At 72.2% G+C, this 14,192-nt stretch carries 17 protein-coding genes and 1 riboswitch; of the genes, 8 read left to right on the plus strand and 9 right to left on the minus strand.

The features are described from left to right. Positions 1 to 77 precede the first annotated feature (77 nt). Complete coding sequence (gene thiD, locus AB0G28_RS42410; protein ID WP_361103212.1) at positions 78 to 905, plus strand: bifunctional hydroxymethylpyrimidine kinase/phosphomethylpyrimidine kinase; 828 nt, start codon at positions 78 to 80, stop codon at positions 903 to 905. Positions 906 to 909: 4 nt separating this feature from the next. Here thiD and AB0G28_RS42415 read toward each other — a convergent pair whose 3' ends face one another. Next, positions 910 to 1,140, minus strand: coding sequence for a hypothetical protein (locus tag AB0G28_RS42415; protein WP_361103214.1), 231 nt, complete (start codon positions 1,138 to 1,140; stop codon positions 910 to 912). 62 nt (positions 1,141 to 1,202) lie between these two features. On the opposite strand from AB0G28_RS42415, the gene AB0G28_RS42420 reads away from it, so the two are divergent. Further along, complete coding sequence (locus AB0G28_RS42420) at positions 1,203 to 1,466, plus strand: hypothetical protein (protein ID WP_361103216.1); 264 nt, start codon at positions 1,203 to 1,205, stop codon at positions 1,464 to 1,466. 143 nt (positions 1,467 to 1,609) lie between these two features. Next, entirely contained in the window at positions 1,610 to 2,416 is an 807-nt protein-coding gene (locus AB0G28_RS42425; RefSeq protein WP_361103218.1) for an ion transporter, read from the plus strand. On the opposite strand, the gene AB0G28_RS42430 is transcribed toward AB0G28_RS42425, so the two are convergent. The 4 genes from AB0G28_RS42430 to thiO all read right to left on the minus strand — a co-directional run bounded on the left by AB0G28_RS42430 (position 2,413) and on the right by thiO (position 4,956). Beyond that, positions 2,413 to 2,841, minus strand: a complete 429-nt coding sequence (locus tag AB0G28_RS42430; RefSeq protein ID WP_003101725.1) for a MarR family transcriptional regulator — start codon at positions 2,839 to 2,841, stop codon at positions 2,413 to 2,415. The two genes, AB0G28_RS42425 and AB0G28_RS42430, sit on opposite strands and share 4 nt — an antisense overlap. 81 nt (positions 2,842 to 2,922) lie before the next feature. Further along, positions 2,923 to 3,681 carry a thiazole synthase gene (locus AB0G28_RS42435; protein ID WP_361103220.1) on the minus strand — a complete coding sequence of 253 codons (759 nt, stop codon included), beginning with the start codon at positions 3,679 to 3,681 and terminating at the stop codon, positions 2,923 to 2,925. 1 nt (position 3,682) lies between these two features. Further along, positions 3,683 to 3,883, minus strand: a complete 201-nt coding sequence (gene thiS, locus AB0G28_RS42440; RefSeq protein WP_361103222.1) for a sulfur carrier protein ThiS — start codon at positions 3,881 to 3,883, stop codon at positions 3,683 to 3,685. Then, positions 3,883 to 4,956 (minus strand): glycine oxidase ThiO, encoded by a 1,074-nt coding sequence (gene thiO, locus AB0G28_RS42445; protein WP_361103224.1) that lies wholly within the window; start codon positions 4,954 to 4,956, stop codon positions 3,883 to 3,885. Before thiO ends, thiS begins: the two co-directional genes overlap by 1 nt. After that, a riboswitch (TPP riboswitch) is annotated at positions 4,950 to 5,055 on the minus strand. (Overlaps the previous gene by 7 nt.) Positions 5,056 to 5,086: 31 nt before the next feature. On the opposite strand from thiO, the gene thiE reads away from it, so the two are divergent. Further along, on the plus strand, positions 5,087 to 5,746 hold the full coding sequence (gene thiE, locus AB0G28_RS42450; protein WP_361103226.1) for a thiamine phosphate synthase: 660 nt from the start codon (positions 5,087 to 5,089) through the stop codon (positions 5,744 to 5,746). Positions 5,747 to 5,803: 57 nt separating this feature from the next. Here the strand turns inward: thiE and AB0G28_RS42455 are convergent, their stop codons facing one another. Next, on the minus strand, positions 5,804 to 6,535 hold the full coding sequence (locus tag AB0G28_RS42455; protein WP_361103228.1) for a hypothetical protein: 732 nt from the start codon (positions 6,533 to 6,535) through the stop codon (positions 5,804 to 5,806). A 146-nt stretch (positions 6,536 to 6,681) separates the two neighbouring features. On the opposite strand from AB0G28_RS42455, the gene AB0G28_RS42460 reads away from it, so the two are divergent. Continuing rightward, positions 6,682 to 7,632 (plus strand): threonine/serine dehydratase, encoded by a 951-nt coding sequence (locus AB0G28_RS42460; protein WP_361103230.1) that lies wholly within the window; start codon positions 6,682 to 6,684, stop codon positions 7,630 to 7,632. A gap of 115 nt (positions 7,633 to 7,747) precedes the next feature. Here the strand turns inward: AB0G28_RS42460 and AB0G28_RS42465 are convergent, their stop codons facing one another. Then, the gene (locus AB0G28_RS42465) at positions 7,748 to 9,271 is read right to left on the minus strand and encodes an MFS transporter (protein WP_361103232.1); all 1,524 of its coding nucleotides are present in this window, start codon (positions 9,269 to 9,271) and stop codon (positions 7,748 to 7,750) included. 43 nt (positions 9,272 to 9,314) lie between these two features. Next, positions 9,315 to 10,070, minus strand: a complete 756-nt coding sequence (locus AB0G28_RS42470) for a GntR family transcriptional regulator (RefSeq protein WP_020641758.1) — start codon at positions 10,068 to 10,070, stop codon at positions 9,315 to 9,317. 148 nt (positions 10,071 to 10,218) lie between these two features. Here AB0G28_RS42470 and AB0G28_RS42475 point away from each other — a divergent pair, with 148 nt between their 5' ends. Both AB0G28_RS42475 and AB0G28_RS42480 read left to right on the plus strand, forming a co-directional pair. After that, positions 10,219 to 11,265 (plus strand): SIS domain-containing protein, encoded by a 1,047-nt coding sequence (locus AB0G28_RS42475; RefSeq protein ID WP_361103235.1) that lies wholly within the window; start codon positions 10,219 to 10,221, stop codon positions 11,263 to 11,265. Beyond that, complete coding sequence (locus AB0G28_RS42480) at positions 11,262 to 12,227, plus strand: BadF/BadG/BcrA/BcrD ATPase family protein (RefSeq protein WP_361103237.1); 966 nt, start codon at positions 11,262 to 11,264, stop codon at positions 12,225 to 12,227. Before AB0G28_RS42475 ends, AB0G28_RS42480 begins: the two co-directional genes overlap by 4 nt. A gap of 101 nt (positions 12,228 to 12,328) precedes the next feature. On the opposite strand, the gene AB0G28_RS42485 is transcribed toward AB0G28_RS42480, so the two are convergent. After that, positions 12,329 to 12,991 (minus strand): DUF3159 domain-containing protein, encoded by a 663-nt coding sequence (locus AB0G28_RS42485; RefSeq protein WP_361103239.1) that lies wholly within the window; start codon positions 12,989 to 12,991, stop codon positions 12,329 to 12,331. A 269-nt stretch (positions 12,992 to 13,260) separates the two neighbouring features. Between AB0G28_RS42485 and AB0G28_RS42490 the strand changes: the two genes are divergently transcribed. Then, positions 13,261 to 14,073, plus strand: a complete 813-nt coding sequence (locus tag AB0G28_RS42490) for an SGNH/GDSL hydrolase family protein (RefSeq protein WP_361103241.1) — start codon at positions 13,261 to 13,263, stop codon at positions 14,071 to 14,073. The last annotated feature ends 119 nt before the right edge of the window (positions 14,074 to 14,192 follow it).

Raw genomic sequence — 14,192 nt, forward strand, 5'->3', positions numbered from 1 at the left:
TACTGTGACGCGAAGCGTCTCCGTTGAGGGCGGTGGCGGGGGCATGGATGGACTAGACCAGAAGTCGGGAAACCACCATGACGACGAGCCTTCCGACCGCGTTGACCATCGCCGGCTCGGACTCCGGCGGCGCCGCCGGGCTGCAGGCCGACCTGCGCACGTTCCTGACCTGTGGCGTCCACGGCCTGGTCGCGGTCACCGCCGTCACCGTCCAGAACACCCTGGGTGTGCACGACCGCGCCGACCTGCCGCCGCACATCGTGGCCGGGCAGATCGAGGCCGTGGCGGCCGACATGGGCGTCGGCGCGGCGAAGACCGGCATGCTGGCCTCGGCCGAGATCATCCACGCCGTCGCGGCGGCGTGCGACAACGCCGAAATCGGGCGCGACGCGAAGATCCCGTTCGTCGTCGACCCGGTGGCCGCGTCGATGCACGGCCACCCGCTGTTCGACGAGGCCGGCCTGCACGCCCTGCGCGACGAGCTGCTGCCGCGCGCGACCGTGCTCACCCCGAACCTCGACGAGGTCCGGCTGCTCACCGGGATGACCGTGACCGACCGCGAGGGCATGCACACCGCGGCCGTCGTCCTGCACCGGATGGGCCCGCGGTACGTCCTGGTCAAGAGCGGCCACCTGCAGGCCGACCCCGAGTGCGTCGACCTCCTCTTCGACGGCTCGACGTTCGTGGAGCTGCCGGGCCGGCGTTACGCGACCCCGCACACGCACGGCGCGGGCGACACGATGGCGTCGGCGCTCACCGCGGGCCTGGCCAAGGGGATGTCCGTGGTCGAGGCCGCGCGGTACGGCAAGTGGTTCGTCTCGCACGCCGTCGAGCACGCCTACCCGATGGGCGCCAAGGTCGGCCCGGTCTCGGCGTTCTGGCGGCTGGCTCCCGAAGAGCGCTGAGGCGTCAGCCGAGCGCCTGGTGGCCGAGCGCGCGCAGCACGTCGGCCAGCCAGACCAGCCCGTAGCCGACCACCCGGTCGGGGTCGTCGGCCATCGCCACCAGCTGCTCCGGCGTCAGCTCCCAGAACAGGTCACGCTCGAGCGTGACCGAGCCACCGGAACGCTCGACGTGCGCCAGCAGCAGCTCGGCCACCTCGCGTAGCCGGTCCAGGGGGATTTCCGTGCCCTCGCTCATCACGGGCAGTTCCCGAGCAGCTTGTCGAGCTGTTCCTGGCACCCGCGGATCTCGGTTTCCAGGTGCCTGATCCTGCCGTTGATGACGCTCTCCCTGATCTCCGGACTCTTGTTGCGGTACTCCTCGAGCTTCTGCTGCTGCTCGGGCTCGTCGCCATCGCGACGGCCCCGCCGCCGACCGCCGCGGCCCCGCCCGCGACGGCGATCGCCCCGCCTTCGACCAGCCCGCAGGGTTCGACGATGACGCCCGCGACGGTGCCCACGATCGCGGCGCCGATGCCGACCTTGCACCAGAACCCGCGCGCCCGGAGGAACACCAAGGACTGACCAGCCCTTCTTTCAGCGGAAAACTCCGGCCGAAAAGCGGCAAGCCGAAGCTATCCGCCCAATCCGGCCTGTGACTCCTGGCACAGCGGAGGCCACCGTTACGATTTGCCCGTTTACATCCTCGAACAGGCAGGGGAACGGCCTTGACCGGGCGGGCGCGGGTGGCGAAGGTCCTGGAGGACCGCCGCTTCCAGAACTTCATCATCGCCGTGATCGTCTTCAACGCGGTCACGCTCGGCATGGAGACGTCGAAGTCGGTGATGGACGGCTACGGCGGGCTGCTGCACGTCCTCGACCACATCGCGCTCGGCATCTTCGTCGCCGAACTGCTGGCGAAGTTCTACGCCTACCGCGGCGGCTTCTTCCGCGACAACTGGAACATCTTCGACCTGCTGGTGGTGGGCATCGCCGTGATCCCGGCGACCGGGCCGTTCGCGGTGCTGCGGTCGTTGCGCGTGCTCCGGGTGCTGCGGCTGATCTCGGTCGTGCCGTCGATGCGGAAGGTCGTTTCCGGGCTGCTCGCCGCGATCCCGGGGATGGCGTCGATCGCCGCGCTGCTCGCGCTGATCATCTTCGTGGCCGGCGTGATGGCGACGAAGCTGTTCGGCGGCATCGACCCGGGCGACTTCGGCGACCTCGGCACGTCGCTGTTCACGCTGTTCCAGGTGATGACCGGCGAGGCGTGGCCGGACATCGCGAAGACGATCATGGCACAGGCCCCGATGGCCTGGATCTTCTTCGTCGTCTACATCCTGGTGTCCAGCTTCGCGGTGCTGAACCTGTTCATCGCCGTCGTCGTCAGCGGCATGGAGGACGAACTGCGCCAGGACATCCGCGAGGAAGAGGCGAAGCAGGCCGAAGCGCAGGCCGCCGCGAACCGCGAAATCCTCCAAGAGCTCCGCTCCCTGCGCGCGGAGCTGGCCGAACTGCGGCGCGAGCAGGCGGCTTAGTCGTCCGCGATCAGGGCCTCGAGAGCCGGGATCGCCGCCGTCAGGGCTTCGCGGTGCTCGGGCGAAAGCCGGTCGAGACGCCGGTTCAGCTCCTGCACCCGGGTCGAGCGGACGCCGGAGACGAGCCGCTCGCCCTCTTCGGTCGCCTTCGCCAGCCACGCCCGCCGGTCGACCGGGTCGGACTCGCGGCTGACGTACCCGGCCTCGACCAGGGACGCGATGATCCGCGACATCGTCGCCGCGGCGACGCCCTCCTTCGCCGCGAGGTCACCGAGCCGGAGCTGGCCGGCGTGTACCAGCGTCGCCAGGGCCGAAATGGCGCCGTGGCCCGGCCCGGGCACGCCCGCCTGCCGCAGTGACCGGGACAGCCTGCCGACGGCGAGGTACAACCTGCCCGAGACGTCCTGGACCGATGTGCTGGTCACGGCTGGCTCCTTCTGCCCTCACCGGAAATGCCGTCCACCTTACGGGCTCCCGGTGCGCGCTCGGCGTGAAGGCGCCCTGGTTCACCGGGGTGGACTCGACGCCTGCGCCCAGAAGCGCTGCGGCACGCGCCCCGCACCGCGGGCCAGGTGACCGGCGACGACGGCCGCGCGCATCGCCGACGCCATCCGTTCGGGGTCCGCCGCCCGGGTGACGGCCGTGGACAGCAGCACGGCGTCGCAGCCGAGCTCCATCGCCAGCGTCGCGTCCGAGGCCGTGCCGATTCCGGCGTCCAGGATCACCGGCACGTTCGCCCGCGACACGATCAGCTCGATGTTGTGCGGATTCCGGATGCCGAGGCCGGTGCCGATCGGCGCGCCCAGCGGCATCACCGCGGCACAGCCGGCCTCCTCCAGCCGCAGCGCGAGCACCGGGTCGTCGTTCGTGTAGGCGAACACGGTGAACCCGTCGGCGGTCAGCCGTTCGGCGGCGTCGAGGGTCTCGATCGGGTCCGGCAGCAGCGTCCGGTCGTCGGCGTGCACCTCGAGCTTGATCAGGTCGGTCTCGAGGGCCTCCCGCGCGAGTTGCGCGGTGAGGACGGCTTCCGCGGCCGTCCGGCAGCCCGCCGTGTTCGGCAGCAGCTCGATGCCGAGCCTCCGGAGGAGCTCGAGGACGCCGGAGCCGCCTTCGGCGTCGGCGCGGCGCATGGCGACGGTGGTCAGCTCGGTCCCGGACGCGACCAGCGCGCGTTCGAGGACGGCGAGGTTGGCGGCGCCGCCGGTGCCGATGATCAGCCGGGACGTCAGCTTGCAGGTGCCGATGACCAGCGGTTCTTCGTCCATTTCAGCCTCCCTGGACCGCGGTGAGCACGTCGACGCCCGCCCCCTTGGGCACGGCGGTGGCCGACCAGTCGGCACGGCGGACGACGACGCCGTCGACCGCGACGGCGATGCCCGGCCGCTGCCCGCCGGTGGCGTCGAGGACGTCGGCGACGGTCGCGCCGTCGGGGAACTCCGTCCATTCGCCGTTGACCTTGATCTCCATCAGACGTGCTCCTTCTGGTGCAGGCGGGCGGGCGAAGCGGCTTCGGTCCCCTCGGGCGGCTTCTCCCCCTCGAGCCAGGCGACCACGGCGTCCGCGGTCACCGGGGCCATCAGCAGGCCGTTGCGGTGGTGGCCGGTGGCGGCGAAAACACTGCCGTCCAAGGCGCCGAGGTACGGCAGCGCGTCCCGGCTGCCGGCGCGCAGGCCGGCGGCGGTCTCGACCAGCTCGTACTCGGTGATCGCGGGGAAGACGCGTTCGGCGCCCTCGATCAGCTCACGCACGCCGCGTGCGGTGACGGCCTGGTCGAACCCGGCCTCGTACTGGGTGGCGCCGAGGACGAGCTCGGAGTCACCGCGCGGGACGAGGTAGATCGGGCGGCCCTCGACGACGGCCCGGACGGTGTGCGTGGGCGGCGGCAGGCACCCGCGGCGGGGCCTGAGCCGGAGGATCTCACCCTTGAGCGGGCGGACGGCGTCGGCGAGCAGCGGGTGCAGCCGCCCGGTCCAGGCGCCCGCGGCGAGCACGACGGCCTCGGCGTCCGGGAGCTCTTCGACGCGCTCACGCCGGAACCGGACGTTTCGCTTTTCGCAGGCCGCGTACAGCGCGTTGAGGAGTTTCCGGTTGTCCACGGCCAGGTCGCCGGGCACGTGAAGTCCACTTCGGACGGATCCGGCGCCGGGTTCGAGCCGCTTGACCTCCCGGCCGGTGAGCCGCTCGGCCGCGCGGCCGAGCTCGTGGAGGTGGCCGGCCAGGATGTCCAGGTAGCCGGCGTCGGCGCTGTCGAAGGCGACGACGAGCGTCCCGTGCCCGGCCAGCCCGGGGTCGACGCCCTCTTCCTCGAGGTCGCGGGCGAAGTCCGGCCAGCGTTTCAGTGACTCTTCGCCGAGGCGGAGGACGTCCTCCTCGCCCGGCCAGGCCTCGGTGACGGGGGCGAGCATGCCCCCGGCCAGCCAGGACGCGCCGCCGCGGACGGGTTCGGGGTCGTAGAGGGTGACCCGGTGGTTGTTCGCGGCGGCTCGCCACGCCGTGGACAGGCCGATCACGCCGCCGCCCACCACTGCCAGGTTCGTCATGGAATCACGCTCCCTGCGCCGGCATGACCCGGATCAGGTTCCACGGTCGGAGCGGCAGCTCCCTCTCAGCCCGTGCCTCGGGCTCCCGTGCGGACACGTCCACCCTAACGCGCGGGGTACGGTCGCCGCTATGCCTGCCCTCTCCGGTGACAAGATCCGAGCCCGCCTCGACGCGGCACGCCTGTACCTCTGCACGGACGCCCGCACTTCGCGTGGGGACCTGGCTGCCTTCGCCGACGCGGCCCTCGCGGGCGGCGTCGACGTCATCCAGCTGCGCGACAAGACCGGCGCCCTGGAGGCGGCCGGCGAGATCGCGGCGCTGGAGGTGCTGGCGGAGGCGTGCGCCCGCCACGGAGCGTTGCTGTCGGTGAACGACCGGGCCGACGTGGCGCTGGCGGTCGGTGCCGACGTGCTCCACCTGGGCCAGGACGACATCCCGGTCCCGCTGGCCCGCCGCATCCTGGGCGACGAGGTGGTGATCGGCCGGTCGACGCACTCCCTCGACCAGGCCCTGGCCGCGGCCGCGGAGCCCGGGGTCGACTACTTCTGCACGGGCCCGTGCTGGCCGACACCGACCAAGCCGGGCCGCCCGGCACCGGGCCTGGACCTGGTCCGCGCGACGGCGGCCTGGGCCCCGGACCGGCCGTGGTTCGCGATCGGCGGCATCGGCTCGGACCGGCTGCCTTCGGTGCTGGAGGCCGGGGCGTCCCGGATCGTGGTGGTCCGGGCGATCACCGACGCCGAGGACCCCGAGGCAGCGGCGCGGGAGCTGCGCGCCCGCCTGGTCTGACGTTCATGAGGGGCACCCTCATGGCTCTTGTGTCCATGAAGGTGCCCCTCATGGCCTTCACGGGGCCGGAGTGGTCGCGGCCGCGCCCTTGCTGGTCGGCGGCGTCGCCGTCGTGGCCGGGGCCGAGGTCGACGGCTGCTGCGTCGTCGTGCTCGGGGTCGGTGTCGGGGACTCCGACGAGGTCGTCGGAGTCGTCGACGTGGCCGAGGGCGTCGTGGTCGTCTCCGTCGGGGAAACCTGCGTGTCGTCCGTCGGGGCCGTCGGGGTCGTCGACGGGGTCTTGTCCGTCGTGCCTGATCCGCCGCCGAAGATCTTGCCCACGCTCGCGCCCGTTCCGCCCGCGACCTTGCCGTCCGTCGCCGCGTCGACGCCGACCATCGAGAGGATCGCCACCACGAACGCCACGGCGCTCGTGCCGATGATCAGCGGCCAGCGCAGCTTCCGGAGCCGGGACGACAGCCGCGGTTCGTCCGGAGGCGGCTTGAGCTGGACCGTCGGCTGGTCGGTGATGTCCACGGCGTGTCCGCGCCGGCGGATTCCCGACGTGGCCAGCTGGCGCGCCTTGAGCGCCGCTTCGCGGGTTCGCTGCAGCGAGCGCAGGTACAGCTCGCTGCCGACCGTCGACACCACGCTCGCCACGCCGGCGCCGACCACCGTGCCCGCCACGCCCAACGTCGATCCGAGCAGCGCCGCGGTCACCGCCGCCAGCGCCGCCGCCAGGACCTGCGCGATCCGCAGGCCCGACTTCTCTTCCTTCTCCTCCGAAGCCGCTGCGTTCTCCTTGCTCATGATCCCGATCTAGGTAGTCGTCTTCTCCCTTGTCCAACGTCTAAGGCGCGTGAGGAACTCCCCACGTTGCCGGTGCGTGAGGAGCACCACTCCGTCTGTCCAAATTAGACACTCCAGACCGAACGGTTTCTTGACATACTCGGCAGATGGAACTGGTGACGATCTCAGACATCGAGGCCGCCGCGAAGCGCGTCGAAGGTGTCGCCGTGCGCACGCCCCTGCTGCTCCAGACATGGGATCCCCGCAAGACCCTGTGGCTCAAACCCGAGAATCTGCAACCGGTCGGCGCGTTCAAGGTGCGCGGCGCGTTCACCGCGATCAGCGCTCTCGACGACGCCGTCCGCGCCCGCGGCGTCATCGCCTTCTCGAGCGGCAACCACGCGCAGGCGGTCGCGTACGCCGCGCAGCGGTACGGCGTGCCCGCGGTTATCGTCGTGCCGGACGTCGCGCCGCGGATCAAGGTCGCCGCCACCCGCTCCTACGGCGCCGAAGTCATCGAGGTGCCGATCAGCGAACTCGAGGAAAAAACGCACGAACTGGCCGCCGAACGCGGGCTGACCCTCGTGCCGCCCTTCGACGACGCGGCCATTATCGCCGGGCAGGGCACGGTGGGCCTCGAGATCGCCGAAGACCTGCCGGACGTCGAGGTCGTGCTCGTGCCGGTGAGCGGCGGCGGGCTGGCCTCCGGCGTCGGCACCGCGATCAAGGCCCGCTGCCCCGACGCCCGCGTGATCGGCGTCGAGCCCGCGCTGGCCGCCGACACGACCGAGGGGCTGCGGCTCGGCCACCGCGCCGACTGGCCGGTGGCGGACCGGGCCCGCACGATCGCCGACGGCCTGCGCGCGCAGCCGTCGGACCTGACCTTCGCGCACCTGCGGAAGGTCGTCGACGACATGGTGACGGTCACCGAGGACGAGATCCGCGACGCCGTCCGCACGCTGGCCCGGCAGGCCCGGCTGGTGGCCGAGCCCAGCGGCGCGGTGACGACGGCGGCGTACCTGTCCCACGCCGCCGAGCTGCCCGCGGGCCGCACCGTGGCCGTCGTCTCCGGGGGCAACGCGGATCCGGCGATGTTCGCCGAGATCCTCGCGGGCTAGTCGCCTGACCAGTGGTCGCCTCAAGCGCCCCAATGTGGCGTTCGGTGCGTCTGACGCACCCAATGTGGCGTTCGGTGCGTTGGACGCAACCAACGCCACATTGGGGCGCTTTGGGCTAGGAGCCGGCGACCGGGGTCCCGCCGCCGCGGACGTGCGTCGGCGGGCCCTCGACGCCGCAGTGGTAGCACTCGCCCAGGTGGGGGCACTCGTCGTCGGGCTTCGCGGGTGACGGCGGTTCGAGGACGCCGTTGTGGATGCCCAGCGCGATCAGGCCGCCGGCGATCGCCAGTGCCGCGCAGATGACCAGCGCCGTCCGCCAGCCCGCCGTCAACGCCACCGGGTCGGCGTACGCCTCGCCGGTCAGCCCGGCCGCGGCGGGCAGCACCGCCACCGCGAGCAGGCCGCCCGAGCGCGCGATGGCGTTGTTGACGCCCGAGGCGACGCCGGCGTAGCGGTCCGGGGCCGCGGCGAGCACCGTCGCGGTCACCGGGGCCACGACCGTCGCCAGGCCGAGCCCGAACACCGCCACCGCCGGCAGCACCGTCCCGAGGTAGGACGCGCCGGGCGCGATGCGCAGCATGAGCAGCATCCCGATGCCGACGATGATCGGGCCGGCCACCAGCTGCGTCCGCGGGCCGATGCGCTGCGCGAGCGCGCCGGAGCGGCCGGAAAGCAGCAGCATGATCACCGTCAGCGGCAGCCCGGCCAGGCCGGACGCCGTCGGCGAGTAGTGCAGGGACACCTGCAGCTGCATGACCAGCAGCATCATGACGCCGCCGAGGGCCGCGTAGACGACGAACGTCAGCGCGTTGGAGAGCGTGAACGTGCGGTCGCGGAACAGCGACGGCGGCACGAGTGGTTCCGCCGACCGGTGCTGGACGACGACGAACGCGGCCAGCCCGGCGATCCCCACCAGCCCGGCGACCAGCACGATCGGGTCGCCGATGCCGCGTCCCGGCGCCTCGACGAGCGCGCCGGTGATCCCCGCGAGGCCGACGGCGCCGAGCGCGGCGGCGCCGAAGTCCGGGTGGCCGGTGGCGTCCGGGTCCCGCGATTCGGGGACGAACTTGCGCGCCATGAGGACCACGGCCACGGCGATGGGCACGTTGATGAGGAACGCCAGCCGCCACGACCAGACCTGCACGAGGAAGCCGCCGAGCAGCGGCCCGGCGGCGGCCGCGATGCCGCCGAGCCCGGACCACGCGCCGATGGCGCGGGCGCGGGCGTCGTGCGCGAAGGACGCCTGGAGGATCGCGAGCGATCCCGGCGTCAGGAGGGCACCGCCGACGCCCTGCAGGACGCGCGTCGCGACGAGCATCTCGGTGGACGTCGCGGCGGCGCACAGCCCGGAGGCGACGCCGAACCAGACGACGCCGACGAGGTACATGCGGCGCCTGCCGTACCGGTCGCCGAGCGAACCGGCGACCAGGATCAGCGCGGCGAGCGCCAGCATGTAGCCGTCGAGGATCCACTGGAGCCCGGCGACGGAGGCGTTCAGCTCGGCGCCGATGCGGGGCAGGGCGACGTTGACGATGGTGCCGTCGAGCATCGCCATGCCCGACCCGAGGATCGTGGTCGCCAGCACGCCCCGCGCGGCGTGGGTTCCCCACCGGATCCCGGTGTCTTCGGTGGCAGTCACCCGGTCAACTTCACCTTGACCGGGCACCCCCGTCAACCGCGGATCACGGCAGCAGCGTCGTCACGAACTTGTAGCGGTCGCCGCGGTAGACCGAGCGGGCGAACTCGACCGGCTTCCCGTCCGTGGCGAACGAGTGGCGGGTCAGCATCAGCACCGGCATGCCGACGTCCGCGCCGAGCATCTCCGCTTCCTGCGGCCCCGCCAGCGACGTCTCGATCGTCTCTTCCGCGCGCTCGAGTTCGACGCCGTAGTGCTCGCGTAGAACGGCGTACAACGACCCGCCGGCCGAAACGTGCTTGCGCAGCCCGCGAAAACGGCCGAGCGGAAGGTGCGTCGTCTCCAGCGCCATCGGCTGCGAGTCCGCCAGTCGAAGCCGTCGAAGGCGAAGAATTTTCGCGCCCGTGCGGATTCCGAGCAGCTTCGCGAGGTCGCCCTCGACCGGCAGCTCCTCGACTTCGAGGAGCTTCGACGACGGCTTCAGGCCCTGCCGGCGCATGTCCTCGGTGTAGGACGACAGCTGCAGCCGCTGGGCGAGCTTCGGTTCGGCCGCGAAGGTGCCTTTGCCCTGCACCCGGTGCAGGCGCCCCTCGGCGGTCAGGTCGGCCAGCGCCTGGCGCACGGTGGTGCGGGAGACCGTGAACTCCCCGGCGAGCGCGCGTTCGGTCGGGATCGGCGACCCCGGCGGTAGCACGTCGAGGAGATCGAGGAGGTGCTGTTTCAACGCCCAGTACTTGGGCTCGCGCTGCCCGCGCATCCCGGCGACGGCGCCCGCCTCGCCCGTGGTGGTGGTCTCCAACATGCCCGGCTCCCTATGCCTTCCCTCATCGCACGCCACGTCCCCATAAGAAACGTACCCTTTTCCCCAAACGCGCCGCCCCTATAACATTGGTCTAGACCTGACCGACGCCGCCTGAGTCCGGTACATAATGCCGGAGGTGGAGAGGAAAATGATGACCGAACAACGGCCCGGCGCCCACATGGCCGCGGAGATCGCCCAGCAGCCGGACGTCCTGGCGGGACTGGTGGCGCGTCAGGCGGAAATCGCGGGGGTGGCGGAAAAGATCTCACAACGGCCGCCGCGGTTCGCGTTGCTCGCCGCCCGTGGATCGAGCGACCACGCAGCGTTGTACGCGAAGTACCTGATCGAGGTACTGCTCGGCCTTCCGGCTGGTCTTGTTTCGCCTTCCACGGCGACGCTCTACGGCGCCCGGCCCGACCTCCGCGACGTGCTCTTCGTCACGGTCAGCCAGAGCGGCGGCTCGCCCGACCTGATCGAAGTGACCGAAACGGCGCGGCGCCAGGGCGCCCTCACGGTGTCCGTCACCAACACGCCGGACTCGCCGCTGCGGGCGGCTTCCGAGCTCGGCGTCGACATCGGCGCGGGCGTCGAGAAGGCCGTCGCCGCGACCAAGACGTACTCCGCGACGCTGATGGCGCTCTACCTGCTCATCGACGCGGTCCGCGGCGGCAAGGCCGCCGACGCCGAGAAGATCGGCGAGCTCGCGCAGCAGACCCTCGACGGTGCCACCGAAGGCGTACAGCGCGCGGTCGACCGGTACCGGTTCGTGAACCGCGTCCTCACCACCGCCCGCGGCTACTCCTACGCGACCGCGCTGGAGGCGTCGCTCAAGCTCGCCGAGACGAGCTACCTCGCCGCCCGCGCGTACAGCGGCGCCGACCTCCTGCACGGCCCGGTCGCCGCGGTCGACGACCAGACCGCCGTGCTCGCGCTGACCAGCGCGGGCCACGGCGCCGACGCGATGCGCGAGGTCATCGACGCCGTCGGCAAGCGCGGCGCGGACGTCGTCGCGGTCGGCTCGGCGTCGGCCGAGACCCCGGCGGCCCTGCGCATCGACGTCCCGCAGACCGTCGAGGAACTGGCGCCGATCCTGGAGATCCTACCCGTCCAGCGGATCGCCCTCGGCCTGTCACTCGCCCGGGGCGGCGACCCCGACAGCCCGCGCGGCCTGCTGAAGGTCACCAAGACCCGGTGAGCTTCGCGGTAGGCGTCGACGCCGGCGGCACGTCGACCAGGGCCGCCCTGGTCGACGCCACCGGCGCCGTGCTGGGCACCGGACGCGGCGAAGGCGCCAACCCCAACGCGCACGCGCCCGAGGTCGCCGCGGGCCGGATCGCCGACGCGATCACCGCGGCGCTGGGCGACCGCGATCCCGGCGGCGTGCGGGCGTGCGTCGTCGGTATGGCCGGGGTCAGCAAGCTCAGCGACCCGGACGTGGCGGCGGTCTTCGACGCGGCGTGGGCGAGGATCGGGCTGCCCGGCGTGGTGCGGACGGTCACCGACGCCGAAGTGGCGTACGCGTCGGCGACGTCGGCGCCGGACGGAACCGTCCTCGTCGCCGGCACCGGGTCGATCGCGGGCCGGATCCGGAAGCGGCGCCTCGCCGGCACCACGGGCGGGTACGGCTGGCTGCTGGGCGACGAAGGGTCCGCGTTCTGGCTCGGCCGCGAGGCGGTCCGTTCCACTTTGGAGGCGCTCGGGCGCGGGCTCCCGCTCGACGGGCTGCCGTCCGCGGTGCTCGCCGCCGCACTCGGACCGTCCGGTTTGGACGTCCGGACCGACGCCGGGCGGCTCGCCGCGTCGCGCGCGCTCATCACGGCGGCCAACGCCGAGGCACCCGTCCGGCTCGCCCGGTTCGCGCCGTTGGTGAGCGCGGCGCACGACGCGGGGGAGCCGGCGGCGCTCGAGATCGTCGCCCGCGCGGCCGGCCATCTGGTCGGCAACGCCCTCGCCGCGCGCGAGCCCGGCGAGTCGACTCCGGTCGTGCTCGTCGGCTCGGTGCTCACCGGCGACAGCCCGGTCGGCGCGCTCGTGCGCCGCCGATTGGCCGATCTCGAGGTGCTGACCAGCTCCGATGGGGTGCTCGGGGCGGCCTGGCTCGCCGCCGTGGCGGCCTTCGGCGAGGGGACGCCGAGACCCCGGCCGGAAAGAGATTGAGCAAAACGCGGCGCAAAGCTGCGAAACCGTCGACTGAACCCGGGTAGTCCGGGTAACGTAGGCAGTGGCCCCCGGACCCTCCCCCCTCGCCGGGGGCCGCCTTATGTCCTGGGTACGTCGTCCGGACTGGTCTCCGGGGCCAGGCGCAGGCCGGGATGCTCCGGCGGCAACGCGCGGTAGAGCACCCAGCCACTCACCGCGACGGTCAGCGCGACCAGCGGCCAGGACAGCACCGTGCGGGCCACGCCGAGCGCGATCACCTGACCGGACCACCACAGCAGGCCGTAAACCACCACCCGCAGCGCGTACTGGCCGAAGACCCACACCCAGCTGGCCCGCGAGTAGGCCCGCAGCAGCACGGGGTCACGCCGCCAGCGCGCCTTCTGGCCGAGCAGCAGACCGACGACGACGCCGAGCAGCGGCCAGCGGACGACGATGCTGGCCGCCCACAGCAGGGCGCTGGCCACATTGGACATCAGCTGCAGCAGGAAGAAGTCCTGGGCGCGGCCGGTGTGCAGGGCGATCAGCGCGGCGGCGACGACCGCGGCCAGGCTCACGACCAGCGCGCGGACCTTGCCGCCCCGCACGATCCGGTAGATCCCGAGCGCGACGGCGACCGCGATGGCGGCGCCGGCGCCCCAGGCGATCGACTGCCCGGCCGCGAGCCAGCCGGCGACGAAGCCGACGGGCGGGATGCTGGCGTCGAGTGCGCCCCGGCGGCCACCGAGGATCTGCGCGAGCGACTCACGGGGTTCTCCGGACACGTGTCCAGCCTGCCGGATCCCGGCCGGGACGCTCCGGCCGGGGAGATTTTCGCCACATCGGGTGCCGGGTTTGCCTCCGAGTGTGCTGTTTCACGGCATGCCGAGGGTGAAGAGCGCGTAATACAGAGGCGGCGATGGCCGACAAGATAAGACACTGTTACCCCAGGCTGAACCCGAGGTGGCGGTGGACGCATCGTGGGGGTGCGATAGTTGAGGTGTACAACTACATGTCGGGGTGTGTCGGCCGCAGGATGGGAAGGGGACCCAACGTGTACGGAATCGACAGCTACGTAGCCATCGGGGACAGCTTCACCGAGGGCCTCAACGACGACCTGCCGGACGGGTCGTTCCGGGGCTGGGCCGACCGGCTCGCCGAGATCCTGGCGGCGGGCCGGAGCGACTTCCGGTACGCCAACCTGGCGCTGCGGGGCAAGATGCTCGACGAGATCCTGGACGAGCAGCTGCCGATCGCCCTGGAGCTGAAACCCGACCTGGTGACGCTGTGCGCGGGCGGCAACGACATCATCGTGCCGGGCGCGGACGTCGACGCGGTCACGGAGCGTCTGGAAGAGGGCGTCGCGAAGCTGCGTGAGGCCGGGATCCCGGTGCTGATGTTCAACGGCCCGGACACCAAGGTGCTGTCGGTGATGTCGGTCCTGCGCGGCAAGGTGGCGATCTACAACACGAACCTGTGGGCGATCGCGGAGCGCCACGGAGCCCGCATGGTCGACTTGTGGACGATGGACCCCCTGCACGACCGCCGAGCCTGGAGCGACGACCGCCTCCACTTCTCCCCGGAGGCCCACCGCCGCATCGCCCTGAAGGCGGCGGAGGTCCTGGGCATCCCCCTGGAGGGCGACTGGCGTGAGCCGTGGCCTTCGGAGGTGCTTCCGAGCCGCTGGATCGACTCGCGACGCTCGGACCTGACGTGGACGAAGGTGCACCTCCTGCCGTGGATCCGGAGGCAGCTCCGGGGCGAGTCGATGGGGGACGGACTCTCACCGAAGCGGCCGAAGCTGGCGCCGTTGGTGCCGTTGGACGTGCTCGAGGTGCCCGACAACGCGCGACAGCAGGCCAGCTGAGGCGCCCCGCGGAAGCCTTCTGATGCACCCAATGTGGCGTGGGGGGGGGGGGGGGGGGGGGGGGGGCGCCCGCGTTTGGGGCGGAGTTGGGAGCCCCCCCCGCCGCCGCACCCACGGGG

Origin of the sequence: Amycolatopsis sp. NPDC021455, assembly GCF_040640995.1 — a bacterium.
In the GTDB taxonomy this organism is placed as follows: Bacteria; Actinomycetota; Actinomycetes; order Mycobacteriales; family Pseudonocardiaceae; genus Amycolatopsis.

Coding starts and splice junctions, on each gene's coding strand:
- AB0G28_RS42435 (WP_361103220.1), bottom strand. CDS start 3,681: ATGGACGAAGAACCGCTGGTCATCGGCACCTGCAAGCTGACGTCCCGG.
- AB0G28_RS42415 (WP_361103214.1), bottom strand. CDS start 1,140: ATGAGCGAGGGCACGGAAATCCCCCTGGACCGGCTACGCGAGGTGGCC.
- thiS (WP_361103222.1), bottom strand. CDS start 3,883: ATGGAGATCAAGGTCAACGGCGAATGGACGGAGTTCCCCGACGGCGCG.
- AB0G28_RS42475 (WP_361103235.1), top strand. CDS start 10,219: ATGATGACCGAACAACGGCCCGGCGCCCACATGGCCGCGGAGATCGCC.
- AB0G28_RS42455 (WP_361103228.1), bottom strand. CDS start 6,535: ATGAGCAAGGAGAACGCAGCGGCTTCGGAGGAGAAGGAAGAGAAGTCG.
- thiE (WP_361103226.1), top strand. CDS start 5,087: ATGCCTGCCCTCTCCGGTGACAAGATCCGAGCCCGCCTCGACGCGGCA.
- thiO (WP_361103224.1), bottom strand. CDS start 4,956: ATGACGAACCTGGCAGTGGTGGGCGGCGGCGTGATCGGCCTGTCCACG.
- AB0G28_RS42470 (WP_020641758.1), bottom strand. CDS start 10,070: ATGTTGGAGACCACCACCACGGGCGAGGCGGGCGCCGTCGCCGGGATG.
- AB0G28_RS42460 (WP_361103230.1), top strand. CDS start 6,682: ATGGAACTGGTGACGATCTCAGACATCGAGGCCGCCGCGAAGCGCGTC.
- thiD (WP_361103212.1), top strand. CDS start 78: ATGACGACGAGCCTTCCGACCGCGTTGACCATCGCCGGCTCGGACTCC.